Consider the following 21880-nt stretch of genomic DNA (forward strand, 5'->3'; position numbering starts at 1 on the left):
CACTTAAAAACGAACTGTAGGACATTTAACAGAACGCCCTCCCGAGCTGGGGAAAATACCATGCTTTATGATGGATAACTCATACGCTCCTCTGGTTGCATTCAATCTGCCTAATGAAGAAATGGTTGCATCATAATTAACCGTAATCTGCAGATCATTAATGGAATAACCAATCATGGGAATTATGGCATCCCTGTTTCTATAATAAAGCCCTACAATCATCTGCTGTGCTCCGTTTCCACCTAAGTTACGATTGGCATTCATGCCCATTACCAATTCATTTTTATTTCCAATGGTACTGAAATATATATTGGGATTTAGTATCCAGATATCTTCTACTTTAATACTTGCATTGGCGAAAAAATTAAATCTTGCAGGCACTCTTGCATCACTGATATTGGCAGCAAAAAAACTTTCTCTCGGACGATTAATATGCATCATGGATACCCCTGCATTGAAATAGAAATTTTCGGATGCGAAATAGGCATAATTCAATCCCATATTCAAATCCAAATACCCTACCTGACTAAAAGCAAAAGGTTCATTTGAAGGTATTGACACATCAAAAAACTGACCGTTCCATTGATTGTCAAAATTCAGCTTTGCTATATCAACCCGCTTAGTGGTTACCCCGGCGCTAAATCCGGCACTCAGTAAACTATTGTAGCCCAGCATCTGATGCCATGCCAATGAGAGGGAAGCACCTGTAGCGGTTAACTGACCTGTTCCGGCTACGTCTTTTATAATGCTGCCTCCAATTCCCATCCAACCATTTTCAAAACGATTGGCAAACAATTTGGCATCTGCCCAAACGCCCATGGTTTTGTATCCCCCACCAACAGCAGTAAAACTGTTTCTGTAATTTAAACCAGCACGGTAATCATAGTCGGGATTAAATCCGGTGTTGGCCGGATTTACCAGCAAGGGAGAATTAAAATATTGAGAATAATTCAATGCCTGCGCTGCAACGCATTGCTGTAACAACAACCCCAGCAATACACCCAACAAACGATATGTTATTTTCAATCCTTTCATGGTTTATTTTCTGTATTATCGCAGAAGGGTAATATCACCTTTTTTAGTTGCTTTTTCCTTGTTGCTAAATTCTATTTCAAGTGTATAATGATACACTTCCTGGGGTTGTAATTTTCCATTATAAGTGCCGTCCCAGCCTTCTGAAGAACTGGATCCGAAATAGACAAGGGTTCCCCATCTGTTATAAATCCGCCAGCTCATTTTTGAGATACCAAAACCTCTTACAAAAATCCGGTCATTCACACCATCTCCATTAGGAGAAAACGCATTGGGAACATTAAAGCCGGGAACAATGGTAATAGCAACGGGAACACAACTTGTATCAGCACAGCCGGCATCATTGATGGCAATCACACAGGCATTATAGGTTCCGGTTGCATTGTACAAATGTTTAACAGTTGTGTCTATGCGATTGGCAAATAAACTATCTCCATCCCCAAAAGTCCATTTATATCTGTCTGCACCGAAACTATTGTTCGTAAATGTAACAGGTGTATTGGGTTCAGTAGGATTAGGACTGAAGCTAATGCCGGCGGTCGGTTTTCCTCTGACACTGATTAAAAAACTGGTAGTATCGGCAATATTACAAGTAGAGGAATCAATTGCAATCAGCCTGACCGTATAATTACCTACGGCTGTATACAAATGCTGAGGAGAAGTTTGTGTAGAAGTATTTCCATCTCCAAAATCCCATATAAAACTGCGACCAGCCAAAGATGTATTGTTGAACTCAGCCGTATAAGGCGCGCAACCCAGAGAAGGCGTTTCAAATCTGGCATCCACCAGAGGTGAAATTCTGAGCTGTGTTTCAATACTATCCAGTTCATTACAAAAACTGGTATCAATTAAAATCAAACGAACATTGTAAGTTCCGGGTGCTGCGTAGGTATGTGTAACCGGACCAAAGGACGCCACCTGCCTGGTTCCATCGCCGAAATCCCAACGGAAAGCATTTGCAACAAAAGGCCTTGATGCAAAAGATATATTATCGAACCGATAGCTTAAGGAGTCGCAGGGCAATAATTTATTTGGGGTAAAGCCCAATGTTGCTTCATCTGCTCTTACCCGCATGGTAATAAATGCCGTATCATTCACGTTACAGGATGCCGGATCAGTTGCAATTAACCGAACACGATAAACACCCACATTATTGAAAGTATGAGTAACAGAATAGTTGTTGGTGGTTACTTCGGGGGAACCGTCATTAAAATCCCACCGATAAGTTCGGGCCAATTCAAGGGTATCAGAAAAAACAACGGTTAAGGGAACACAACCGGAAGTATCTCTGGGAACTCCATTGATAGAAGTTTTAATTCCAGCCCCTACCCCGGCTAAATTGAAAGCAATTTTAATGGCAAGCAAATTACAGGAATTACTACGGTTGGCCGTAGACCAGGCCCCACCTGTTCCCAGTATAGGTCTGCTCGGGTCTCCGTTTCTTCTGCAGGAACAAATAGATTGGTAGATGGTGCCATTAGGATCAAATCTGCTTGTTCCTCCATCTACATGGTCAGCAAATCCTCCTGTTTGTCCAAAAAAGGATCCATACAGTTGTCTTTGTGCATCTCTTTCCAAAACAAAGAAGTAAAAATCAGCTCCGTCCGTATTGGATTGATAGGCATCGGAAGTTATGGGGAGATTCGTAATAGGACTGGTTGGGAAACTATTGATATTGCTACCCCCCCAACCTGAAACATATACATTACCGCAACGGTCTACCAGAAATGCCGAAATGGACAAATTGGGAGTTGTTGAACCGGCAGCACCAAAATTGCTTAAATAAATAATGCTGGAAAGATCAGGTTGGAATTTAACGATAAACTGTTTGCCTGTTGCTTGTCCGGGATTGGCAGTATTATAAGGTGAATTCTGAGGAGTAAGCGAACCGGTTGTTGTTCCTACAATATAAGGAAAGCCCTGACGATCGAACTGTATACCGAAAATAACATCCACCAGGTTGGTTCCAAAATAGGAAGTGCTTTGAATGGCAGAACCATCCGGAGATACAATACTGATGAAACCATCTACCCCTCCGTTGAAATTCTGAAAACCAGGAGCAGCACTGGCTCTGGCAGGCATATTATCACTTGCTGTTGCACCCGCAACATAAATATTATTATTGGCAGGATTTATGGCTAATACAAAAGCAGCATCATCATCATTACCTCCCAGATAACTGGAAAAAATCACTTGTGAAAGTGTTGAATTTAATTTTATCAGTACGCCATCCTGCATCCTTCCGTTTGATCTTGCAGCGCCACTGCTTCTTTGAAAAGCACCTGTGCTTGTTGGAAAATCAACAGATTGTGTTACAGATGCCAATAAAATATTTCCCTCATTATCAAAAATCACTTCACTTCTGGCATCATCACCATAATTTCTCCGGGTAGTTTCAGGACCCAAAGGTGTTTCATAGTTGGGACGTATATTCACTCCGTCCCTTCCGCTTCCGCCAATACGCAAAGACCCGATTAAAGCAGTACCATTGGGATTCAGCTTTGTAAGAACAATATCAAGCGTTCCCCCACCGGATCCGTACAAGGGAAACCTGCTATCGGTTGGATAATTGTTGATGGATGAGGTTCTGCCTGCTATAACCAAATTGCCCGCAGGATCCGCTACCAGACTGTGCGGCTGTTCGTTCCCCGTTCCCCAACTATAGGTTGCATAAATAAGACTGGTTCCACCGGGTTCAAATTTCAATATCCCTATATCAAAGCCGGAAGGCAAACCATTTTCGCTGATGCCCCCCCCGTAATTTCTTTGAAAAGCCCCAGTTGTGGTAGGAAATCCTGAACTGAATACTACCCCTCCGGCATAGAAATTACCTAATAAATCGTAGGTTGCTGTAAACCCCCAGTTGTCCGCAATACTTCCGGAATAACTTATAAAAACAGGCTGGGGATCAATCACCAATGTCTTTGATTTATCGTAAGTATTCTTAACTTTTATTTGAACCAGATTACCCTTCACTTCATAGGCACAATCAATTTCTTTTCTTTCTGCTTCAGATAATTGATAACTATAGGGAATCGTTTCCTGTAATGTTCCAACAGAAGTTTTGATTTGTAAAGCACCATTCTTTAAAGAGAGACCATTGGTTCCCTCATAAAACAAAATGATCTTTGATGGATCACCTCCAGGATGTACAATAATATCATATTTCAGTACCCCATTATTGGTGTAATATCGGATATCAATATTGGGGTACATATTTTTATAGGTTACCGACTGAAAAGTTTTCACAGCCGTTGCCCATTTAGCAGGATCATTCCCAATAAAATAATTACTGATACCCGCTACTGGTTTTTCCTTAATAATCTGGGGATTGGGATTTGCATTCAAAAACTTAACATCATAAGCGTGAGAACGCAATAACAGTTGATCATTGCCTGTTTGAAATTTAGGAGTCACTTCCGATTTAACCGAAGGTTCGCCATGAACTGATTGTGTATGCTTCGATCCGGCGATGGCTGCATAATCGTCCACATTGTGTTGCAATACCCTGTATCCGTTTTTGGTTAATGCAAATGCACTGGCCGACAATTCACTTTTAAACTGAATAAAAGATTCCCATTGTCCCTTGTTTTCTACAAAATCCAGGTATCCTTGCGCATGAACACGAATAAATCCAATGCAGAAAATCAATATCAGGCTGATGTATTTCAAATTCACAGTTTTAAGTTACGCAATTTTGCTCCAACCCACTTTGGTATGCTGTTGCGTAAGGTAGTTTTTTAACAAAGCGTTCTCAGGTTGTTCCAAATGCAAATCCCGTTCCACAATTTGTTCCGCTTTTTGCTGAGCCAGTTGCAACAATCCTTTATCGTTAACAATGCTTGCTAACTTAAAGTTCAATGCCCCACTCTGGCGGGTACCTTCTATATCGCCCGGCCCTCTCATTTCCAGGTCTTTTTCGGCTACTTTAAATCCGTCATTAGTAGCACACATTATATTGATACGTTCTCTTGCTTCTTTGCTGGCTTTACTACCCGTTAATAAAATGCAAAAACTTTTTTCACTACCCCTTCCCACTCTACCTCTTAACTGATGTAGCTGGGACAGACCAAATTTTTCGGCACTTTCAATTACCATTACCGAAGCATTGGGTACATTCACACCCACTTCAATAACGGTTGTACTAACCATGATCTGGGTATCTCCTGCAACAAATCGTTTCATATTAAGTTCCTTTTGTTCAGGAGGCTGTTTTCCGTGTACCATACTGATTTTGTACCTGGGTTCAGGAAAAAAACTTTTTACCTGTTCGTATCCTTGCTTTAAATCTTCATAACTGAGTTTTTCACTTTCTTCAATCAAGGGATATATAAAATAGGCCTGTCTGCCTTTTCCAATTTCTTCTTTCACAAAATCCATTACACTGGCCCTGGCCATTTCATTCCTTTGTACCGTTGTAATGGGAATTCTTCCGGGGGGTAATTCATCCATAATACTATAATCCAAATCACCATAAGCGGTCATGGCAAGGGTTCGGGGAATAGGCGTTGCGGTCATCACCAGCACATGCGGGGGAATCACCGACTTGGTCCAGAGTTTGGCACGCTGCGCAACACCAAAACGATGCTGTTCGTCCACAATAACGAGTCCTAAATTTTTAAACTGAACCTTATCTTCAATAATGGCATGGGTACCTACCACTAAGTGTATTTCATCGTTTAATAAACCTGTCAGTATTCTCTTTCTCTCTGCTGCTTTGGTACTGCCCGTTAATAATGCTACTTCAACGGGCATTTTATTCAACAACTGAGTCAGTCCCTGATAATGTTGTTGTGCAAGAATTTCAGTTGGCGCCATTAATGCACTCTGATACCCATTATCAGCCGCCAGTAACATACTTAATAGTGCAACCATTGTTTTTCCACTACCCACATCTCCCTGCAATAAACGATTCATTTGCCTTCCCCTGCCCGTATCCTGTCTTATTTCCTTTATAACTCTTTTCTGTGCACCTGTTAATTCAAAGGGTAAATAATGATCATAGAACTCCTTAAAATAAGGACCCACTTTTTCAAATACCACTCCTCTGCTTTGTGCGTTCCGCTGCAAACGAACCAGTTGTAATCGCACTTGTGCAATAAAAAATTCTTCGAATTTCAAACGCTCCAGTGCTTTTTTATAATGCTGATCTGTACTGGGGAAATGTATATTGATATAGGATTCATAGCGCCCCAGTAATTTCAGTTCCTTTACTATGGATGCCGGTATGTTTTCAGACAAATCTGCGGACTTTACCAATTCCAGCAACGAGTAGGTCAACTTGGCCAGTTGCCTTCCATTTAAGCCTTTGGCCTTTAGTTTTTCAGTGGAAGGATACACCGGCTCCAGGAAAGCCTTACCTCCCAGTTTTGCAGGCACAAAAGATTCAATTTCGGGATGTACCATCTGGGGCTTACCATTAAAAAAGCCGGTTTTCCCAAACACCAGGTATTCTGTTCCTATATATAAACTTTTCTGAATCCATGAAATACCCTGAAACCAGGTAAGTTCTATGGTACCTGTTGCATCTCTTAGCTGAGCCACCAACCTTCGGGAACGCTTTTCACCTATGATATCGAATTGAAGCAGTTTCCCTGCAATTTGAATATAGTCGGTCTGGTAATTAATTTCCGAAATGGTATTGATCTTTGTTTTATCAATATGACGGATAGGGTAATGCTGCAATAGATCCCCAAAAGTATAGATCTCCAGCTCTTTTTTGAGCATATCTGCCCTAAGCGGTCCTACCCCTTTCAGGTATTCTATGGGTGAAGCGAGTATGTTATTATTTGTAGAAATAAGATTAAAATAGGTTTCGGGCTACAATTTCCGAATTCTTTTTTGGTCTGCCACAAAAAACCAACCTCAATATTTATCTTCGCGACTATGGAAAAAGAGGTTGTAGTAAGTGGAATCCGCCCTACAGGGTTCCTTCACCTGGGAAATTATTTTGGTGCTATGCGGAATTATGTTCGCATGCAGGACGATTTTAACTGCTATTTTTTTGTTGCCAACTGGCATAGCTTAACTACTCATCCTGATACCAGAGAGCTAAAGAACAGTGTTTACCGGGTTATTGCTGAAAATATTGCCTGTGGATTAGATCCACAAAAAGTGGCATTTTATGTTCAGAGCGATATACCAGAAATTGCTGAACTCTATTTGTATTTAAATATGCTTTCCTACAAAGGTGAGCTGGAGAAAACAGTAACGTTTAAAGAAAAAGTAAGATTACAACCTGAGAATGTAAACGCGGGTTTGTTAACCTACCCTGTATTGCAGGCTGCGGACATTATTATTCAACGTGCAGTGAAAGTACCCGTGGGTAAAGATCAGGAACAGCATCTGGAAATGGCCAGAAACTTTGCAGACAGATTCAATTATCGTTATGGTGATGTTTTCCCGCTTCCTTATGCATTTAATTATGGTGATGAACTTATCCGGATTATGGGTCTTGACGGAAACGGGAAAATGAGTAAGAGTGAAAACCAGAATGCTACTATTTATCTGGCAGATGATGATGAATTGATTCGCAAAAAAATAATGAAAGCCAAAACCGATCAGGGACCGGAAACACCTGACTCTGTAAAACCCGACTATATTCAAAATCTGTTCACCATGATGAAGCTAGTAAGCAGTGCAGATACCTTGGCTAAATTTGAAGCCGATTTTAATGCAAGCTCTCAGGGAAATTGTATTATCCGTTACGGTGATATGAAGAAGCAGTTGGCAGAAGATATGGTACAGTTTGTAAAACCTATCAGAGAAAAAGCTGCTGATTTACTGGCCAATCCTGATGAATTACACAGAATTATTAAACAGGGTGCAGACAAAGGAAGAGCCAGGGCTTCAGAAACTTTAACCATGGTTCGAAATGCAGTTGGACTAAATTATTAGGGAGCTTCATTTAATTTAAATTAGTTTACATAAGTTGCACACTTTAACAGAACAGTCCAATGGCAAAACCTAAAAAACCTAAACACGTTGCAATAGCAGGTAATATCGGTGCAGGAAAAACAACCCTGACCGAAATGCTGAGCAAACACTATAGATGGATTCCTCAGTTTGAAAATGTAGATACCAATCCATATCTAATGGATTTTTATGAAGACATGCCACGCTGGAGTTTCAACCTGCAGATTTATTTTTTAAACAGTCGCTTGAATCAACTACTCGATATTCAACATGGTACAGAAACAGTAATTCAGGACAGGACCATTTATGAGGATGCTAATATTTTTGCACCTAACCTGCACGAAATGGGTTTGATGAGTAAGAGAGACTTCGACAATTACTACCAGTTTTTTCAAACCCTGAAAACCATGGTACAGCCTCCGGATTTATTGATTTACCTGAAGGCATCTGTTCCAACCCTGGTTTCTCAGATTCAGAAAAGAGGTAGAGAATACGAAGAAAATATTAGACTGGACTATCTGAAGAAATTGAATGAATATTACAACAAATGGATTGATGGTTACAAAGAAGGTCCATTGCTTGTTATTGACTGCGATAAAAATAAATTTGCTGAAAACGACGAACAATTTGGTGAAATTATCAGCAAAGTAGATGGTATGCTTTTTGGCTTATTTTAATAAAAAAGCCCCGAGCAAAACTCGGGGCACTTAAGGCAAACAATCGAAAAACTTTAGCAATCAATAGTTAAACGATTGGGGCAGCCGCCAGAATCTCTGCCGAAACACCGGCTGCATATTTTTCAAAATTCTTTACAAATTGCTGGGCAAGATTTTTCGCAGTTGCATCATAAGCAGCCGCATCTTTCCAGGTAGATTTTGGATTTAATATTTCATTGGGCACACCTTCGCAACTGGTTGGAATCATCATACCAAATACAGGATGCTTTTCAAATTGAACCTGATCTAAGCTGCCAATTAATGCAGCTGTAATCATAGCCCTGGTATAGCTGAGTTTCATACGGCTTCCTGTGCCATAGGATCCGCCACTCCATCCGGTGTTGATCATCCATACATTCACCTGATGTTCCTTCATTTTTGCACCCAGCATTTCTGCATATTTTCCCGGATGCAATGGAAGGAATGGAGCGCCAAAACAGGCACTGAAAGTAGATTTCGGCTCAGTAACTCCGGCTTCTGTTCCGGCTACTTTTGCGGTGTAACCACTGATAAACTGATACATTGCCTGACCCGGACTTAATTTGCTGATAGGAGGTAAAACTCCATAAGCATCACAGGTTAAAAAGAACAAATTCTTAGGTAACCCTCCAATACTCGGCTCCTGCGCATTCGAAATAAAATGAAGTGGGTAACTTACTCTTGTATTTTCAGTAATTCCTTTATAAGCAAAATCAATTTCATTGGTTCCATTAACGAATCCAATGTTTTCTACCAATGCTCCCGGACGGATGGCGCGGAAAATTTCAGGTTCTTTGTCTTCACTCAGGTCGATGGTTTTAGCATAACATCCACCTTCAAAATTGAACACACTATTATTGGTCCAGCCGTGTTCATCATCCCCAATTAATTTTCTGTTGGGATCTGCACTCAATGTAGTTTTACCAGTACCGCTCAAGCCAAAGAAAACAGCCACGTCTCCTTCCTTACCCATATTGGCGCTACAGTGCATGCTTAATACATTTTTCTGTTGGGGTAAGATATAATTCAAAATAGTGAATATGCCTTTTTTCATTTCACCGGTATATCCAGTGCCTCCAATCAAAATGGTTTTATGCGTAAACGATACAATAGCAAAATTGTGCTGTCTTGTGCCATCCACAGCAGGATCGGCTTTAAAGCCAGGTGCCTGTAAGATATGCCATTCTGGTTCAAAGTTCACCAACTCGGCTTCTGTTGGTCTTAAAAACATATTATAGGCAAACAAATTGCTCCATGGATTTTCATTAATCACACGGATATTCAATCTATAATTAGGATCAGCACAAGCATAAGCATCTCTAACCCATACTTCTTCCTGTTGCCCAAGATAGTCAAGCACTTTTGCCTTTAACTGATGAAAATATTTTTCATCAATGGGAATATTAAAATTATTCCAATGAACAGTATCAGCAGTAATTGCATCTTTTACAATAAACTTATCCTGCGGGCTTCTGCCTGTAAATTCTCCGGTTTTAATACACAGTGCTCCTGTGTTATTCAACACACCCTGCCCCTTCAATAATGCTTGTTCTACTAATGTTTCAGGAGACAATTGATAGTGTACTCCATTTTCATTCTTTAAACCCAGGGCTGATAACTTTGAAAAATCTAATGATAAAGTTGGTAATGACATATGCAAACAATCGTTAGTTAGTATACAAAAGTACATTGTTTAATAATTTGATTGCATTATTTGTGTACGATTTACACAATTTTTAGCCCCCCCAACCGTATTTTTACCAAAATTTAATTTCAGGATTCATGCAGCAGGGAAAGATAACCACCGCTATTTTAAACGCGTTTCAGGAAATCGTAGGCAAAGACCAGGTTTTGGCAGATGAAGAAGCCTTAATGGAATACAGCCACGACGAAACTGAGAAGCTGATATACCTACCGGAGGTTGTGATTAAGCCTTCTAATACAGAAGAAATTGCTGCAATTATGAAGCTCTGTAACGAGCACAGTATACCCGTGACTCCCAGGGGGGCAGGAACTGGTTTAAGCGGTGGTGCATTACCCCATTTGGGAGGTGTTTTGTTGTCTACTGAAAAATTAAACAAAATATTATCTATCGATGAGCGCAATCTTCAGGTTATAACAGAACCTGGCGTAATTACGGAAGTATTGCAGGATGCCGTAAAAGAAAAAGGCCTGTTTTATCCTCCGGATCCAAGCAGTAAAGGAAGTTGTTTTATCGGAGGCAATATTGCTGAAAACAGCGGAGGCCCCAAAGCAGTTAAGTATGGTGTAGTAAAAGATTATGTGCTCAATCTGGAAATTGTTTTACCAACGGGTGAAGTAATGTGGACCGGAGCCAATGTATTAAAAAATGCTACGGGATATAATTTAACCCAACTAATAGTAGGAAGTGAAGGAACGCTGGCCATTGTTACTAAAATAGTTTTGAAACTGATTCCCCTGCCAAAATATGATTTACTAATGTTGGTACCATTTGCTTCACTTGAAAAAGCAGGAGCAGCAGTAAGTGCTATTTTCAGAGCAGGTTTCACGCCCAGTGCGTTGGAATTAATTGAAATTAATGCTTTGCAGATTGTCAGCAAAATGGTAGACAGCAATGTAGTTCCTGTTACAGATGAGATGGAAGGCCATTTAATAATTGAAGTGGATGGGAATAATATGGATGTGCTTATGCAGGAAATGGAAGCCATTGCAGAGCTGATGACCACATTTGATGCAGGAGATATTTTATTTGCAGACGATGCCCAGCAAAAAGCAGCCCTCTGGCAATTGCGCAGAAAAGCAGCAGAGGCAGTAAAACTGGAAGGCTATACCATTGAAGAAGATACTGTAGTACCTCGTGCAGAGTTACCAGCCTTAATTAAAAGTGTGAAAGAATTAGGCGCAAAACACGGCTGTAAAGTCGTTTGTTATGGTCATGCAGGCGACGGTAATCTGCACATAAGAATCAATCATCCAACCATCAAAAACAGTCATGGAAATCCGGAAATGACGGCCATTTTAAAATCTCTTTTTGCTATTGTTAAAGAACTGGGGGGAACCATTAGTGCAGAACATGGAATCGGTTTAATTCAAAAACCTTATATGGAAACGGTTTTCAGCCTGTCTGCCATTCAATTAATGAGAGACATAAAAAAAGCATTTGATCCTAACAATATTTTAAATGCCGGAAAAATATTCGACAGCAGGGATTAACTATTTTTACCAAAAGTTCAACTATGAAAAAGTGTGTGTTGATTATCATTATATTTTTAACTACGGTGTTAACCGGATTCGCTCAAATGGAAAAGCCGGAAGAGCCGGTTGGATTCGACAGGAACAGGGTTTTCATAGGCACCAGTTTAAACCTGGGTTTATCCAATCGCTTTTTTAATGTGGGATTAAACCCAACCATTGGGTACAGCCTGAATAATTGGGTAGATGTGGGCATAGCTACAAATTTTAATTACTATTCACAAAGTGCATCTGTCTTTAATTCTAATAGTTACAAAAACTTTAATTACGGAGGGGGTGCTTTTTTAAGAGTATGGCCTGTATCCTTTCTGCATTTGCAGATTCAGCCGGAGTATAACTGGATTAGTTCTTCCGTAACGGATCCCATAAGCGGACAAACCACCAGACTGAAATTACAGGCACCCAGTATGCTGGCAGGTATAGGTTATGGCAGCAGAGAAATCGGCAGGCAGTTGTCTTATTTAACCATCATGATCGATTTAAACCAGGCTGTCAATTCACCTTACAGAGATGGTATTGCCGGAGATCCTCAACCCATTTTCAGAGGTGGATTTGGCTTTTACCTTAACTCAAAAAAGAAATAGCTTCTTCTGCTGATGAAGCAACCAGTAATCGCTGCTTCCAGTCTTCATAAAGAAACCCCTGTTGATACATGGTGTCAATATGTGCAATCAAATGATTGTAATAACCATTGACATTCATCAGTACAATTTTCTTGTTGTGAATTTTCAATGTATTCCAGGTAAGCATTTCGAAGAGTTCATCGAGCGTTCCATTTCCTCCGGGCAGAATAATGGCTGCATCACAAAGCTCATAAAGCATTTTTTTCCGGATATGCATGTCACCAACTACGCGTAAATCGGTAATGCCCTTGTGTTCATGTTCCCATTCCAATAACACTTCAGGAATAATGCCGGTAACTTCTCCTTTCCCATCCATAACAGCATCTGCTACAGCGCCCATCAATCCTTTATTGCCGCCTCCGTATATTAATCTGATACCATTTTCCGCCATTAATTTTCCAAGAATCATCGTTTCATCTAAAAAACGGGGATCGTTCCCTGATTTGGAACCGCAGAACACTGCAATATTTTTAATTTTCATCGTATTCAATTAGGACAGACAAAATACCTTAATTATTTTTACTACTTTACAAAATTCTTTAAACCAAACGAATTGCTATGTCTCCTTTATTGCTTTTTTCTTTTGTAATTGGGTATTTTCTGATTTTACTGGCAGTTGCTTGGTATACTGGTAAAAACAGCGATAACCATTCATTTTTTATTGGAAATAAGAATAGCAACTGGATGCTGGTAGCATTTGGCATGGTAGGAACCTCCCTAAGTGGTGTTACATTTGTGAGTGTTCCCGGAGCAGTAGCAAACGAAGCATTTGCCTATATACAGATAACATTGGGGTACCTGATTGGTTATACCATGATTGCCTTCATATTACTCCCTCTTTATTACCGGCTTAATCTTACATCCATCTATCACTACCTGAGCACCAGAATGGGGTTCAATGCCTATAAAACAGGTTCTTCCTTTTTCATTTTGTCAAGAACGCTTGGCGCAACGGCAAGATTATACCTGGTGGTAAATATATTACAGGAAGCAATTTTAAACAGTTTTAATGTTCCATTCTGGGCAACAACATTAATCATCCTCATTATGATTTTACTCTACACTTATGAAGGTGGAGTAAAAACCATTGTTTATACAGACACCCTGCAAACCACTTGTATGCTTGCCGGTCTGGTAATCTGTGTATTCTATATTTTGAATCAACTGGATATGGGATTCGGGGAAAGTCTTCAGGCAATGAATGAAAGAGGTTACTCAAACATTTTTGTAACTGACCCTAACAGCAAATTTTTCTTTGTAAAACAAATTATTGCGGGGGCATTCATTACAGTAACCATGACAGGTATGGATCAGGAAATGATGCAAAAGAATATTTCTGTAAAGAACCTGAAGGATTCTCAGAAAAACGTTATGTCAATGGCAGTTACTCTGGCTACTGTAATTGTAATTTTCCTGTTTCTTGGCGGACTTTTATACCTGTATGCAGAACGATTGAACATAGATGCAACAGGTGATAAAATTTTCCCTGTACTGGCAATGGAACATATGCCTCCTATTGTTTCTGTTATTTTTATCATTGCATTAATATCTGCTTTATTCCCAAGTGCAGATGGAGCCATCACCGCTTTAACTTCAACCTTCTGTATAGATATCATAGGAATACAGCGAAGAGCTGATTTAAGTGAAGCTGCACAGAAAAAAATAAGACAAAGAGTCCATTTAACTTTTGCTGCTATTTTTCTTGTTTTCGTATTGGTCTTCAAATGGGTGAACGATCCAAGTATGATTGGTTTGCTGTTAAAAATTGCTGCCTATACATATGGGCCATTATTGGGATTATTTACTTTCGGGATAATGACAAAAAGAGTGGTAACAGATAAATGGGTGCCCTATGTTTGCATAGCTGCCCCCATCATTTGTTTTATATTGGATAAATTCCAGAAAGATTTACTGGGTTCTTATGAAGTGGGATTAGAACTGCTGATTATAAATGGTGCACTAACTTTTATAGGCCTGTTACTAATTTCCAAAAAAGGAATTAAATAAACTGGCGTATGGAAATCATTTCCCCCCTGGTTGAAGCTTATACCGCAAAATTTACAAGTCCTGAAACGGAAGCTTTAAGGGAAATCAGTGAACAAACTATTGCTCAGCACCCTTTGTCGCATATGTTGAGCGGAGCCGTTCAGGGACAGTTCCTGAGCATGATTTGCGCCATGATACAGCCCCAATTTGTACTGGAAATTGGCACATTTACCGGATATAGTGCGCTATGCCTACAAAAAGGTCTACCGGAGGATGGCGTTATTCATACGATTGAACTAAGGCCTGAAGATGCCCAAACCGCAGCTGAAAATTTTAAGAAATTGAATGCAAATAAGCAGATAACTTTGCACGTCGGAAATGCAAGGGAAATCATACCCGGTTTGCCCTTCAAATGGGATTTGGTATTCATTGATGCAGATAAAACAAGTTACATTGATTATTACGAAATGGTGTTGCCGGTTTTATCGGAAAGAGGGGTGATAATTGCAGACAATGTTCTTTTTCACGGACAGGTGCTGGAAGACCCGCTGAAAGGTAAAAACGCAAAAGCCATTCATGCATTCAACGAGCATGTTCAGCAAGATCCCAGAACAGAACAAGTGATGCTCTCCATCAGAGATGGAATCAGCATCATAAAAAAGAGAAAAGCATGATGAAATGGATTTTTAGTTTGCTGGGCTTTTTATGTTTTGCGCAATTGCATGCGCAGAATAGCAAGACCATTGCCTATATAGAACAATACAAGGAAATTGCTATTGAAGAAATGATTCGTTCTGGTGTTCCTGCTGCCATTACTCTGGCACAGGCTGTATTGGAATCTCAATCAGGTGAAAGCGACCTTGTAAAAAGATCGAATAATCATTTTGGCATAAAATGTAAAACGGAATGGACTGGTGCCAAAACCTATCACGATGATGATGCAAAGGGGGAATGTTTCAGGGTCTATGATAATCCGGCATCGTCCTTTAAAGACCACTCAGACTTTCTCAGAACGAGAGCTCACTATCAATTCCTTTTCAAACTCAGTCCAACCGATACAGAAGGCTGGGCAAAAGGATTAAAGAAAGCTGGCTATGCCACTGCTCCTACCTATGCACAGAAGCTAATGAAAATCGTAAAAGATTATCAGCTGGATCAGTACAATACCATCGCACTGGCCAGAATCAATCATTCAAATCCATTCGATAATTCTGCTCAGGTGCTGGCACAGTCCAATAACCGGAAAGACGAGAGACTTCCGAACGCAAACAATAGCATTGCTATAACAAACAACCCATCAATTGCTTTAGCACAGGAAACTAAAAAACCGGCACAGGAAGCTGACAATGAACCGGCCTCTGAAACATTTATTCCAAAGGAGCAAAGAAATAGTTCCCAAAAAGCCAAATACGGTCACTACAATTTTCCTGAATCTGTATTCACAATTAACAATACCAATGTAATTCTGGCGAAAGCAGGAACTTCTTTACTGGCAATTGCCAATCAACATAATATATCATTGGCAAAAATTCTTCAATACAATGAACTGGAAGAAACAGATATTATTTCTGAAGATCAGTTAATTTATCTGGAAAAGAAACCCAAAAAAGGAGAGCAGGAATTTTACATAGTTAAATCCGGAGAAACCCTTTTTGAGATAGCACAGCTTAACGGAGTTAGACTCGAGAATATATTACAATACAATAACCAATTAAATAAAACTGCTGTTCCAACTCCCGGCACCAAGGTATTTTTAAAAATGCCCATCTCCGGCAAGTCAACTCCAAATAGAAAATAATCATGTCTGATATTCAGCTTTTCAACAAAACATTTGAACCGTATTTACCTGAATCCTTAATTCAGGAAAAAGTCAGTGAACTGGGAAAGCTGATCAGTAAAGAATATGAGGGAAAAAAGCCCTTGTTTATAGGTGTACTAAACGGATCATTCATGTTTGCTGCAGATTTGTTTAAACAAATCTCCATTGAAGCTGAAATCTGTTTTATTAAACTGGCTTCTTATAAAGGAACCAAATCTACCGGCAATGTAATTACAGCAATAGGCCTGGATACAGATATCAGAGACCGACACCTGATTTTACTGGAGGATATTATTGACACGGGTAAAACCATGCACGAATTTATTCCCCAGCTACTGCATCAACAGCCCGCTTCCGTTAAAATGGCGGTACTATTGCATAAACCGGATGCAACCATCTACCCTGTTCAAATTGATTACTGCTGCTTTAGCATTCCCATCCGGTTTGTGCTTGGATACGGATTAGACTATGATGGTTTCGGCAGAAATCTAAAAGAAATTTATCAGCTTAAAGAAAGCGAATAATTTCCTGCAAGAAAGCGTCAGCCAGATTTCTTAATTTGTAGGAAATGAAAAAGGTATTTCCCATACTGATTTTACTTTTACTGGCTTTAGATGGCTTTGCTCAGTATTATTTGAGAGGTCAAATCAAAGACAACCGAGGAAGAAAACTTGAAGGCGTTACCATTCAGGTAAAATCGAAGGGATTAATACCCTATTACAGCGGAAAAGACGGAGACTTTGGCATCCCGATATCTAAATCAGAAGACAGTATTTTTTTCTCATTGGCAGGTTATGAAACAACCGGCATGTTGCTACGTAGTAATGTATTTCAACAGATCTTGCTGGAAATGTTACCCAGCACAGCCAGGCTTTACCAAAAAAATCTTTCTTCCGTAATTACAGACCTAAAACCGGCAGAAAGTATATACTATGGCGGAATGGGTGAAAGTTATAGTGGTTTAATTGAAAACGGTTTTATTAAAACCCCTCAATATCCACAGACCGGATTTTCATTGAACATTGACAAAGCAGCTTATAGTAATATCAGAAGATTTTTATCCAACGAAATGAATGTTCCAACAGATGCAGTTAGAACAGAAGAAATGTTGAACTATTTTTCATTTGACTATCCCAATAAGAATGCTGATTCTCTATTCAGGTTAGAATCTGTTATAACAGATTGTCCATGGAATCCCCACAATAAATTACTACTGACAAAAGCATTTGCCCCCAAAATCAATCTGGAAAATATTCCACCCAGCAACCTTGTTTTTTTAATTGATGTATCTGGTTCTATGGACCATCCCAATCGGTTACCCCTTTTACAATCAGCTTTTAAAATACTCACTGCTAACCTCAGAAATATAGACACCATCAGCATTGTAACTTATGGAGGAAATGTATCAATAGTTTTATATCCAACCAGCGGTGCCGAAAAAAACACTATTAATGCTGTAATAGATTCATTGAGTGCCAATGGTGATACCCCCGGAGAAAATGCTATTAAAGTAGCTTATCAGTTAGCTAAAGGAAGTTTTATTAAAGGAGGGAACAACCGTGTTATTTTAGCTACTGACGGCGATTTTAATGTTGGACAAAGAACAGAAAAAGAACTGGAAGATCTGATCGTGAGTTACAAGGAACTGGGAATCAGTTTAACTTGCTTAGGTGTTGGAATGGGCAATTATAAAGACAGCAAACTGGAAACACTTTCTAAAAAAGGGAATGGCAATTTTTCTTATATCGATCAGGTAGCAGAAGCAGAAAAAATACTTTTCAGAGAATTTACTACTACCCTTTTTTCTGTTGCAAAGAATACCATATTAAATATTGCATTTAATAAAGAAGCCGTTAGCGCTTATCGATTAATTGGTTTTGATAATAAAAGAGATGCCATTTCAGACAGTTCAGCCACATTACTGGGGGGTGAAATTGGAAGCGGACATGTTTCAATAGCCCTTTTCGAAATTGAACCAGTTACCAGTTTAATTTCAGATGAGGTAGCTAAAATTAATTTAACATATGAGTCTGCAATACACCAATATGCCACAAGTCAGACATTTCAATTAAAGAACCAATACATTCCCATACAACAGCTTGATTCTGCTGGCAGACGAACCATCAGCATTGCTGCATTCGCCGGACTGCTGCGTAAATCAAAATTCATGAAAACCTATTCTTATAATGAATTGCTGGGGTTGGCCACTGCATCTTGCAATCCGCAGAATACCTTACAAAATGAACTACTAGTTTTAATTCAGAAAGCAGATAAATTATACAACCCTAATAAAAGAAAAAAGCCCCGTAAAGATTAATCTATCCTTACAGGGCTAACAATATATAGAATCCGGCAATTAGCTAAATGCTTCTTTTACCCTATCAAAAAAACTTTTCTCTCCTTTGGAAGGATTAGGTTTGAAATTACTACTGCTGCTGAACTTTTCCAAAGCTTGTTTTTCCTCAGTACTTAAACTTTGTGGTGTCCATATATTTACATTAATCAGTTGATCACCACGATGGTATCCCTGCACTTCAGGAAAGCCCTTTCCCTTCAAGCGGAAAATTTTACCACTCTGTGTGCCTGCAGGAATCTTTATTTTAGCTCGGCCATCAATGGTTGGCACTTCTACCTGCGTACCAAATACGGCATCAGGGAAAGAAATATGTAAATCATAAGCAACATTCAATCCGTCTCTGTGCAGCTCTTCATGCGACTCTTCTTCTATCTGTATAATCAAGTCTCCTGGTGCTCCACCCCGCTCACCTGCGTTTCCTTTTCCACTCATGCTTAGTTGCATACCTTCCTGTACTCCGGCTGGAATATCAATGCTGATGGTTTCCTCACCATACACTCGTCCATCACCTTTACAACTTCCGCATTTAGCCGTAATAGTTGTTCCTTCCCCATTACAACTTGGACAGGTAGATACCGTTTGCATTTGTCCAAGGAAAGTACTGGTTACTTTACGAACCTGACCTGAACCACCGCAGGTAGAACAGGTTTGCGTGCTGTTTTTATCTTTTGCTCCACTACCCGTACAGGTATTACAAACAACGTGTTTTTTAACTTTCACATTCTTGGTAACCCCTTTGGCAATTTCCTCGTAATTCAGCTTTAATTTGATTCTTAAATTGGAACCCCTTGTTCCTCTTTGTCTTCCGCCTCCTCTTTGTCTGCCTCCCCCACCAAAGAAACTACCAAACATGTCTTCACCAAAAATATCTCCAAACTGGCTGAAAATATCATCCATATTCATGCCTGCACCACCACCATAATTGCCTCCTCCGGTTCCGGGACCAAATGCAGCATGCCCATAACGATCGTATTTGGCTTTCTTATCTGCATCACTCAATATCTCATAAGCTTCTGCAGCTTCTTTAAATTTTTCTTCAGCTGCTTTGTCTCCTGGATTCCTGTCCGGATGATATTGCATTGCTACCTTGCGGTATGCTTTTTTAATTTCATCCGCAGTTGCAGACTTAGACACGCCCAATATTTCGTAAAAATCTCTTTTAGACATAAATAATAAGTTGGATTATTTTCCTACCACCACTTTGGCAAAGCGGATAATTTTATCGTTTAAAAAATAACCTTTGGTTACTTCATCAATTACTTTTCCTTTCAATTCTTCTGTCGGAGCTGGTATCTCAGTAATGGCTTCATGCTTTTCTACATCAAAATCCTGATGAACGGTTTCCATTACCTTAACTCCTTTCTGCTGCAAATTGTTTCTCAGTTTATTGAAGACCAGCATTACCCCTTCTTTTTGAATGGCAATATCATCGGTTCCCTGCAGTTGTTTTTCTGCCCTGTCACAATCATCCAAAACATCCAGTAAGGAAACAATTACATCTTTACCAGCCGTCTGAATCAATTCCAGGCGCTCTTTTGCTGTTCTTCTTCTGAAATTGTCGAATTCAGCCATCAAACGAAGGTATTTGTCTTTCTGCTCAGCCAATTCGGCCTCCAATTTTGCCACAACAGACTCTTCGGCAACTGGTTCGTTCAAATTTGACGTACCGGCTGCATTTTCGTCAGCATTAATGTTTATTTCTGCTGTTTTTTCGGTTGTTTCAGCATTATTCTGCAATTCTTGCTCTTCCATAGTATATTTTGTTTGCTAGCCTATATAGGCAATAATTTTGCCACGCAAAGAAAAGGGAAAAAATGACAGTTATAGCCTGCTTATATTTGCCAGATGACAAAGGTATACCTGAAAAAAAAGATAGCCCCCAGAATTGCCAACGGACACCCCTGGATTTATGCCAATGAAATAGACCGGATTGCAGGGGAAACAACACCTGGAGATATAGTGGAAGTTAGATTTGCGGACGGGAAAATTGCAGGTGTAGGCTATATTAACCCGAAGTCACAAATCATCATTCGCCTGTTGAGCAGAAGACCAGTAGAAATTAATGAAGCTTTTTTTCACCAGCAAATTCTAAAAGCCTGGCAATACCGTCAAAAAACAGGCTATACAGAAAATTGTCGCCTGGTTTTTGGGGAAGCCGATCAGCTACCGGCTTTAATTATAGATAAATTCAATGATTACTTTGTAATCCAGACCCTTTCATTGGGAATAGACAAATGGAAACCAGCTATTGTAAAAGCATTGGAAGAGATTTTTAATCCAAAAGGTATTTATGAAAGAAACGATGTACCGGTCAGAAGCCTGGAGGGATTAACACAGCAAAAAGGATTTTTATCGGCTCCATTTAATACCAATATCATTATCAATGAAAATGGACTCCGCTTTCATGTTGATATTGAAAATGGGCAAAAGACTGGCTATTTTTTAGACCAACAGGATAACCGAAGAGCTATTCAGCATATTGTAAAGGGAGCAGAAGTTATGGGGGCATTTACCTATACGGGCACATTTGAAATTCATGCTGCACATTATGGTGCTAAATCTGTTTTGGGTATTGATATTTCTGAACAGGCAGTTGTACAGGCAAATAAAAATGCGGCATTAAACGGCCTGGAAAAAATTGTTGAATTTAAGGCAATGAATGCATTTGATGTTTTGAAAGACTGGGGCAAGGATGGTCCTTGTTACGATGTGGTAATGCTGGATCCACCTGCATTTACCAAAAGCAGAGACAGCATTCAGAATGCGGTGAACGGATACAAGGAAATTAATTTAAGGGGAATGAAACTGATCCGAAACGGAGGCTTTCTGGTTACATCAAGCTGCACCAATCTGGTACACCCCCAACTTTTTTTAGAGACCATTCATGCTGCAGCCAAAGATGCAAAAAAGAGATTAAAGCAGGTAACTTTTCAGGCACAGGCAAGTGACCATCCGATTGTCTGGGGTATGGAAAATACCAATTACCTGAAATTTCTGATTGTAGAAGTTACCGACAGATAATTAAAAATGATAAAAAAGGAATCCTAACGTGAAACCTGAAACTTGCCTGACTCTACCATTCTTCCACTGCGATCTTTTAATTGATAGATATAAAGCCCTCTGAAATAATTATCATCAAAATAGATAGTCATTTTACTGGCAGTTACCCGCTGTGATGTCATTTTGCGCCCCATGAAATTATAAATCTCCAGGCTGTAAG

17 protein-coding genes are annotated in these 21880 nt (G+C 39.6%); 10 read left to right on the forward strand and 7 right to left on the reverse strand.

The window, feature by feature from the left end:
• Positions 1–3: 3 nt before the first annotated feature.
• From P767_RS0106605 to recG, 3 genes are read right to left on the reverse strand one after another with little or no spacing between them, the layout of a single operon-like run.
• Positions 4–1035: a PorP/SprF family type IX secretion system membrane protein gene (locus P767_RS0106605; RefSeq protein WP_026763885.1), complete on the reverse strand. Its 1032-nt coding sequence runs from the start codon at positions 1033–1035 to the stop codon at positions 4–6.
• A 15-nt stretch (positions 1036–1050) separates the two neighbouring features.
• Entirely contained in the window at positions 1051–4710 is a 3660-nt protein-coding gene (locus P767_RS0106610; RefSeq protein WP_026763886.1) for a gliding motility-associated C-terminal domain-containing protein, read from the reverse strand.
• 9 nt (positions 4711–4719) lie between these two features.
• A complete protein-coding gene (gene recG / locus P767_RS0106615; protein ID WP_037351672.1) occupies positions 4720–6831 on the reverse strand; it encodes an ATP-dependent DNA helicase RecG in 2112 nt (703 codons plus the stop codon).
• Positions 6832–6918: 87 nt separating this feature from the next.
• On the opposite strand from recG, the gene trpS reads away from it, so the two are divergent.
• Positions 6919–7929, forward strand: a complete 1011-nt coding sequence (gene trpS / locus P767_RS0106620) for a tryptophan--tRNA ligase (protein ID WP_037351673.1) — start codon at positions 6919–6921, stop codon at positions 7927–7929.
• 59 nt (positions 7930–7988) lie between these two features.
• Complete coding sequence (locus P767_RS0106625; RefSeq protein WP_026751440.1) at positions 7989–8624, forward strand: deoxynucleoside kinase; 636 nt, start codon at positions 7989–7991, stop codon at positions 8622–8624.
• 67 nt (positions 8625–8691) lie between these two features.
• On the opposite strand, the gene pckA is transcribed toward P767_RS0106625, so the two are convergent.
• On the reverse strand, positions 8692–10296 hold the full coding sequence (pckA, locus tag P767_RS0106630) for a phosphoenolpyruvate carboxykinase (ATP) (protein ID WP_026763889.1): 1605 nt from the start codon (positions 10294–10296) through the stop codon (positions 8692–8694).
• 128 nt (positions 10297–10424) lie between these two features.
• Between pckA and P767_RS0106635 the strand changes: the two genes are divergently transcribed.
• Together P767_RS0106635 and P767_RS0106640 are read left to right on the forward strand one after the other, a co-directional pair.
• Positions 10425–11837 carry an FAD-binding oxidoreductase gene (locus P767_RS0106635; protein ID WP_026763890.1) on the forward strand — a complete coding sequence of 471 codons (1413 nt, stop codon included), beginning with the start codon at positions 10425–10427 and terminating at the stop codon, positions 11835–11837.
• Positions 11838–11860: 23 nt separating this feature from the next.
• Entirely contained in the window at positions 11861–12460 is a 600-nt protein-coding gene (locus tag P767_RS0106640) for a hypothetical protein (protein WP_026763891.1), read from the forward strand.
• On the opposite strand, the gene P767_RS0106645 is transcribed toward P767_RS0106640, so the two are convergent.
• On the reverse strand, positions 12441–12980 hold the full coding sequence (locus P767_RS0106645) for an LOG family protein (protein ID WP_037351674.1): 540 nt from the start codon (positions 12978–12980) through the stop codon (positions 12441–12443). The genes P767_RS0106640 and P767_RS0106645 overlap by 20 nt on opposite strands.
• A gap of 77 nt (positions 12981–13057) precedes the next feature.
• On the opposite strand from P767_RS0106645, the gene P767_RS0106650 reads away from it, so the two are divergent.
• Genes P767_RS0106650 through P767_RS17600 form a run of 5 tightly spaced genes read left to right on the forward strand, consistent with a single transcriptional unit; the run spans position 13058 to position 18621 of the window.
• Positions 13058–14506: a sodium:solute symporter gene (locus P767_RS0106650; RefSeq protein WP_026763893.1), complete on the forward strand. Its 1449-nt coding sequence runs from the start codon at positions 13058–13060 to the stop codon at positions 14504–14506.
• 8 nt (positions 14507–14514) lie between these two features.
• The gene (locus tag P767_RS0106655; RefSeq protein WP_026763894.1) at positions 14515–15159 is read left to right on the forward strand and encodes an O-methyltransferase; all 645 of its coding nucleotides are present in this window, start codon (positions 14515–14517) and stop codon (positions 15157–15159) included.
• Positions 15156–16283: a glucosaminidase domain-containing protein gene (locus P767_RS17595; RefSeq protein ID WP_084799849.1), complete on the forward strand. Its 1128-nt coding sequence runs from the start codon at positions 15156–15158 to the stop codon at positions 16281–16283. Before P767_RS0106655 ends, P767_RS17595 begins: the two co-directional genes overlap by 4 nt.
• A 2-nt stretch (positions 16284–16285) precedes the next feature.
• On the forward strand, positions 16286–16828 hold the full coding sequence (gene hpt / locus P767_RS0106665; protein ID WP_026763895.1) for a hypoxanthine phosphoribosyltransferase: 543 nt from the start codon (positions 16286–16288) through the stop codon (positions 16826–16828).
• Positions 16829–16872: 44 nt separating this feature from the next.
• Positions 16873–18621 carry a vWA domain-containing protein gene (locus tag P767_RS17600; RefSeq protein ID WP_051417205.1) on the forward strand — a complete coding sequence of 583 codons (1749 nt, stop codon included), beginning with the start codon at positions 16873–16875 and terminating at the stop codon, positions 18619–18621.
• A 39-nt stretch (positions 18622–18660) separates the two neighbouring features.
• Here the strand turns inward: P767_RS17600 and dnaJ are convergent, their stop codons facing one another.
• Complete coding sequence (gene dnaJ / locus P767_RS0106675) at positions 18661–19827, reverse strand: molecular chaperone DnaJ (protein WP_026763896.1); 1167 nt, start codon at positions 19825–19827, stop codon at positions 18661–18663.
• Positions 19828–19842: 15 nt separating this feature from the next.
• The gene (locus P767_RS0106680) at positions 19843–20412 is read right to left on the reverse strand and encodes a nucleotide exchange factor GrpE (protein ID WP_026763897.1); all 570 of its coding nucleotides are present in this window, start codon (positions 20410–20412) and stop codon (positions 19843–19845) included.
• 93 nt (positions 20413–20505) lie between these two features.
• On the opposite strand from P767_RS0106680, the gene P767_RS0106685 reads away from it, so the two are divergent.
• On the forward strand, positions 20506–21681 hold the full coding sequence (locus tag P767_RS0106685; protein ID WP_026763898.1) for a class I SAM-dependent rRNA methyltransferase: 1176 nt from the start codon (positions 20506–20508) through the stop codon (positions 21679–21681).
• Positions 21682–21880: the final 199 nt, after the last annotated feature.

The organism is Sediminibacterium salmoneum NBRC 103935, assembly GCF_000511175.1.
In the GTDB taxonomy this organism is placed as follows: domain Bacteria; phylum Bacteroidota; class Bacteroidia; order Chitinophagales; family Chitinophagaceae; genus Sediminibacterium; species Sediminibacterium salmoneum.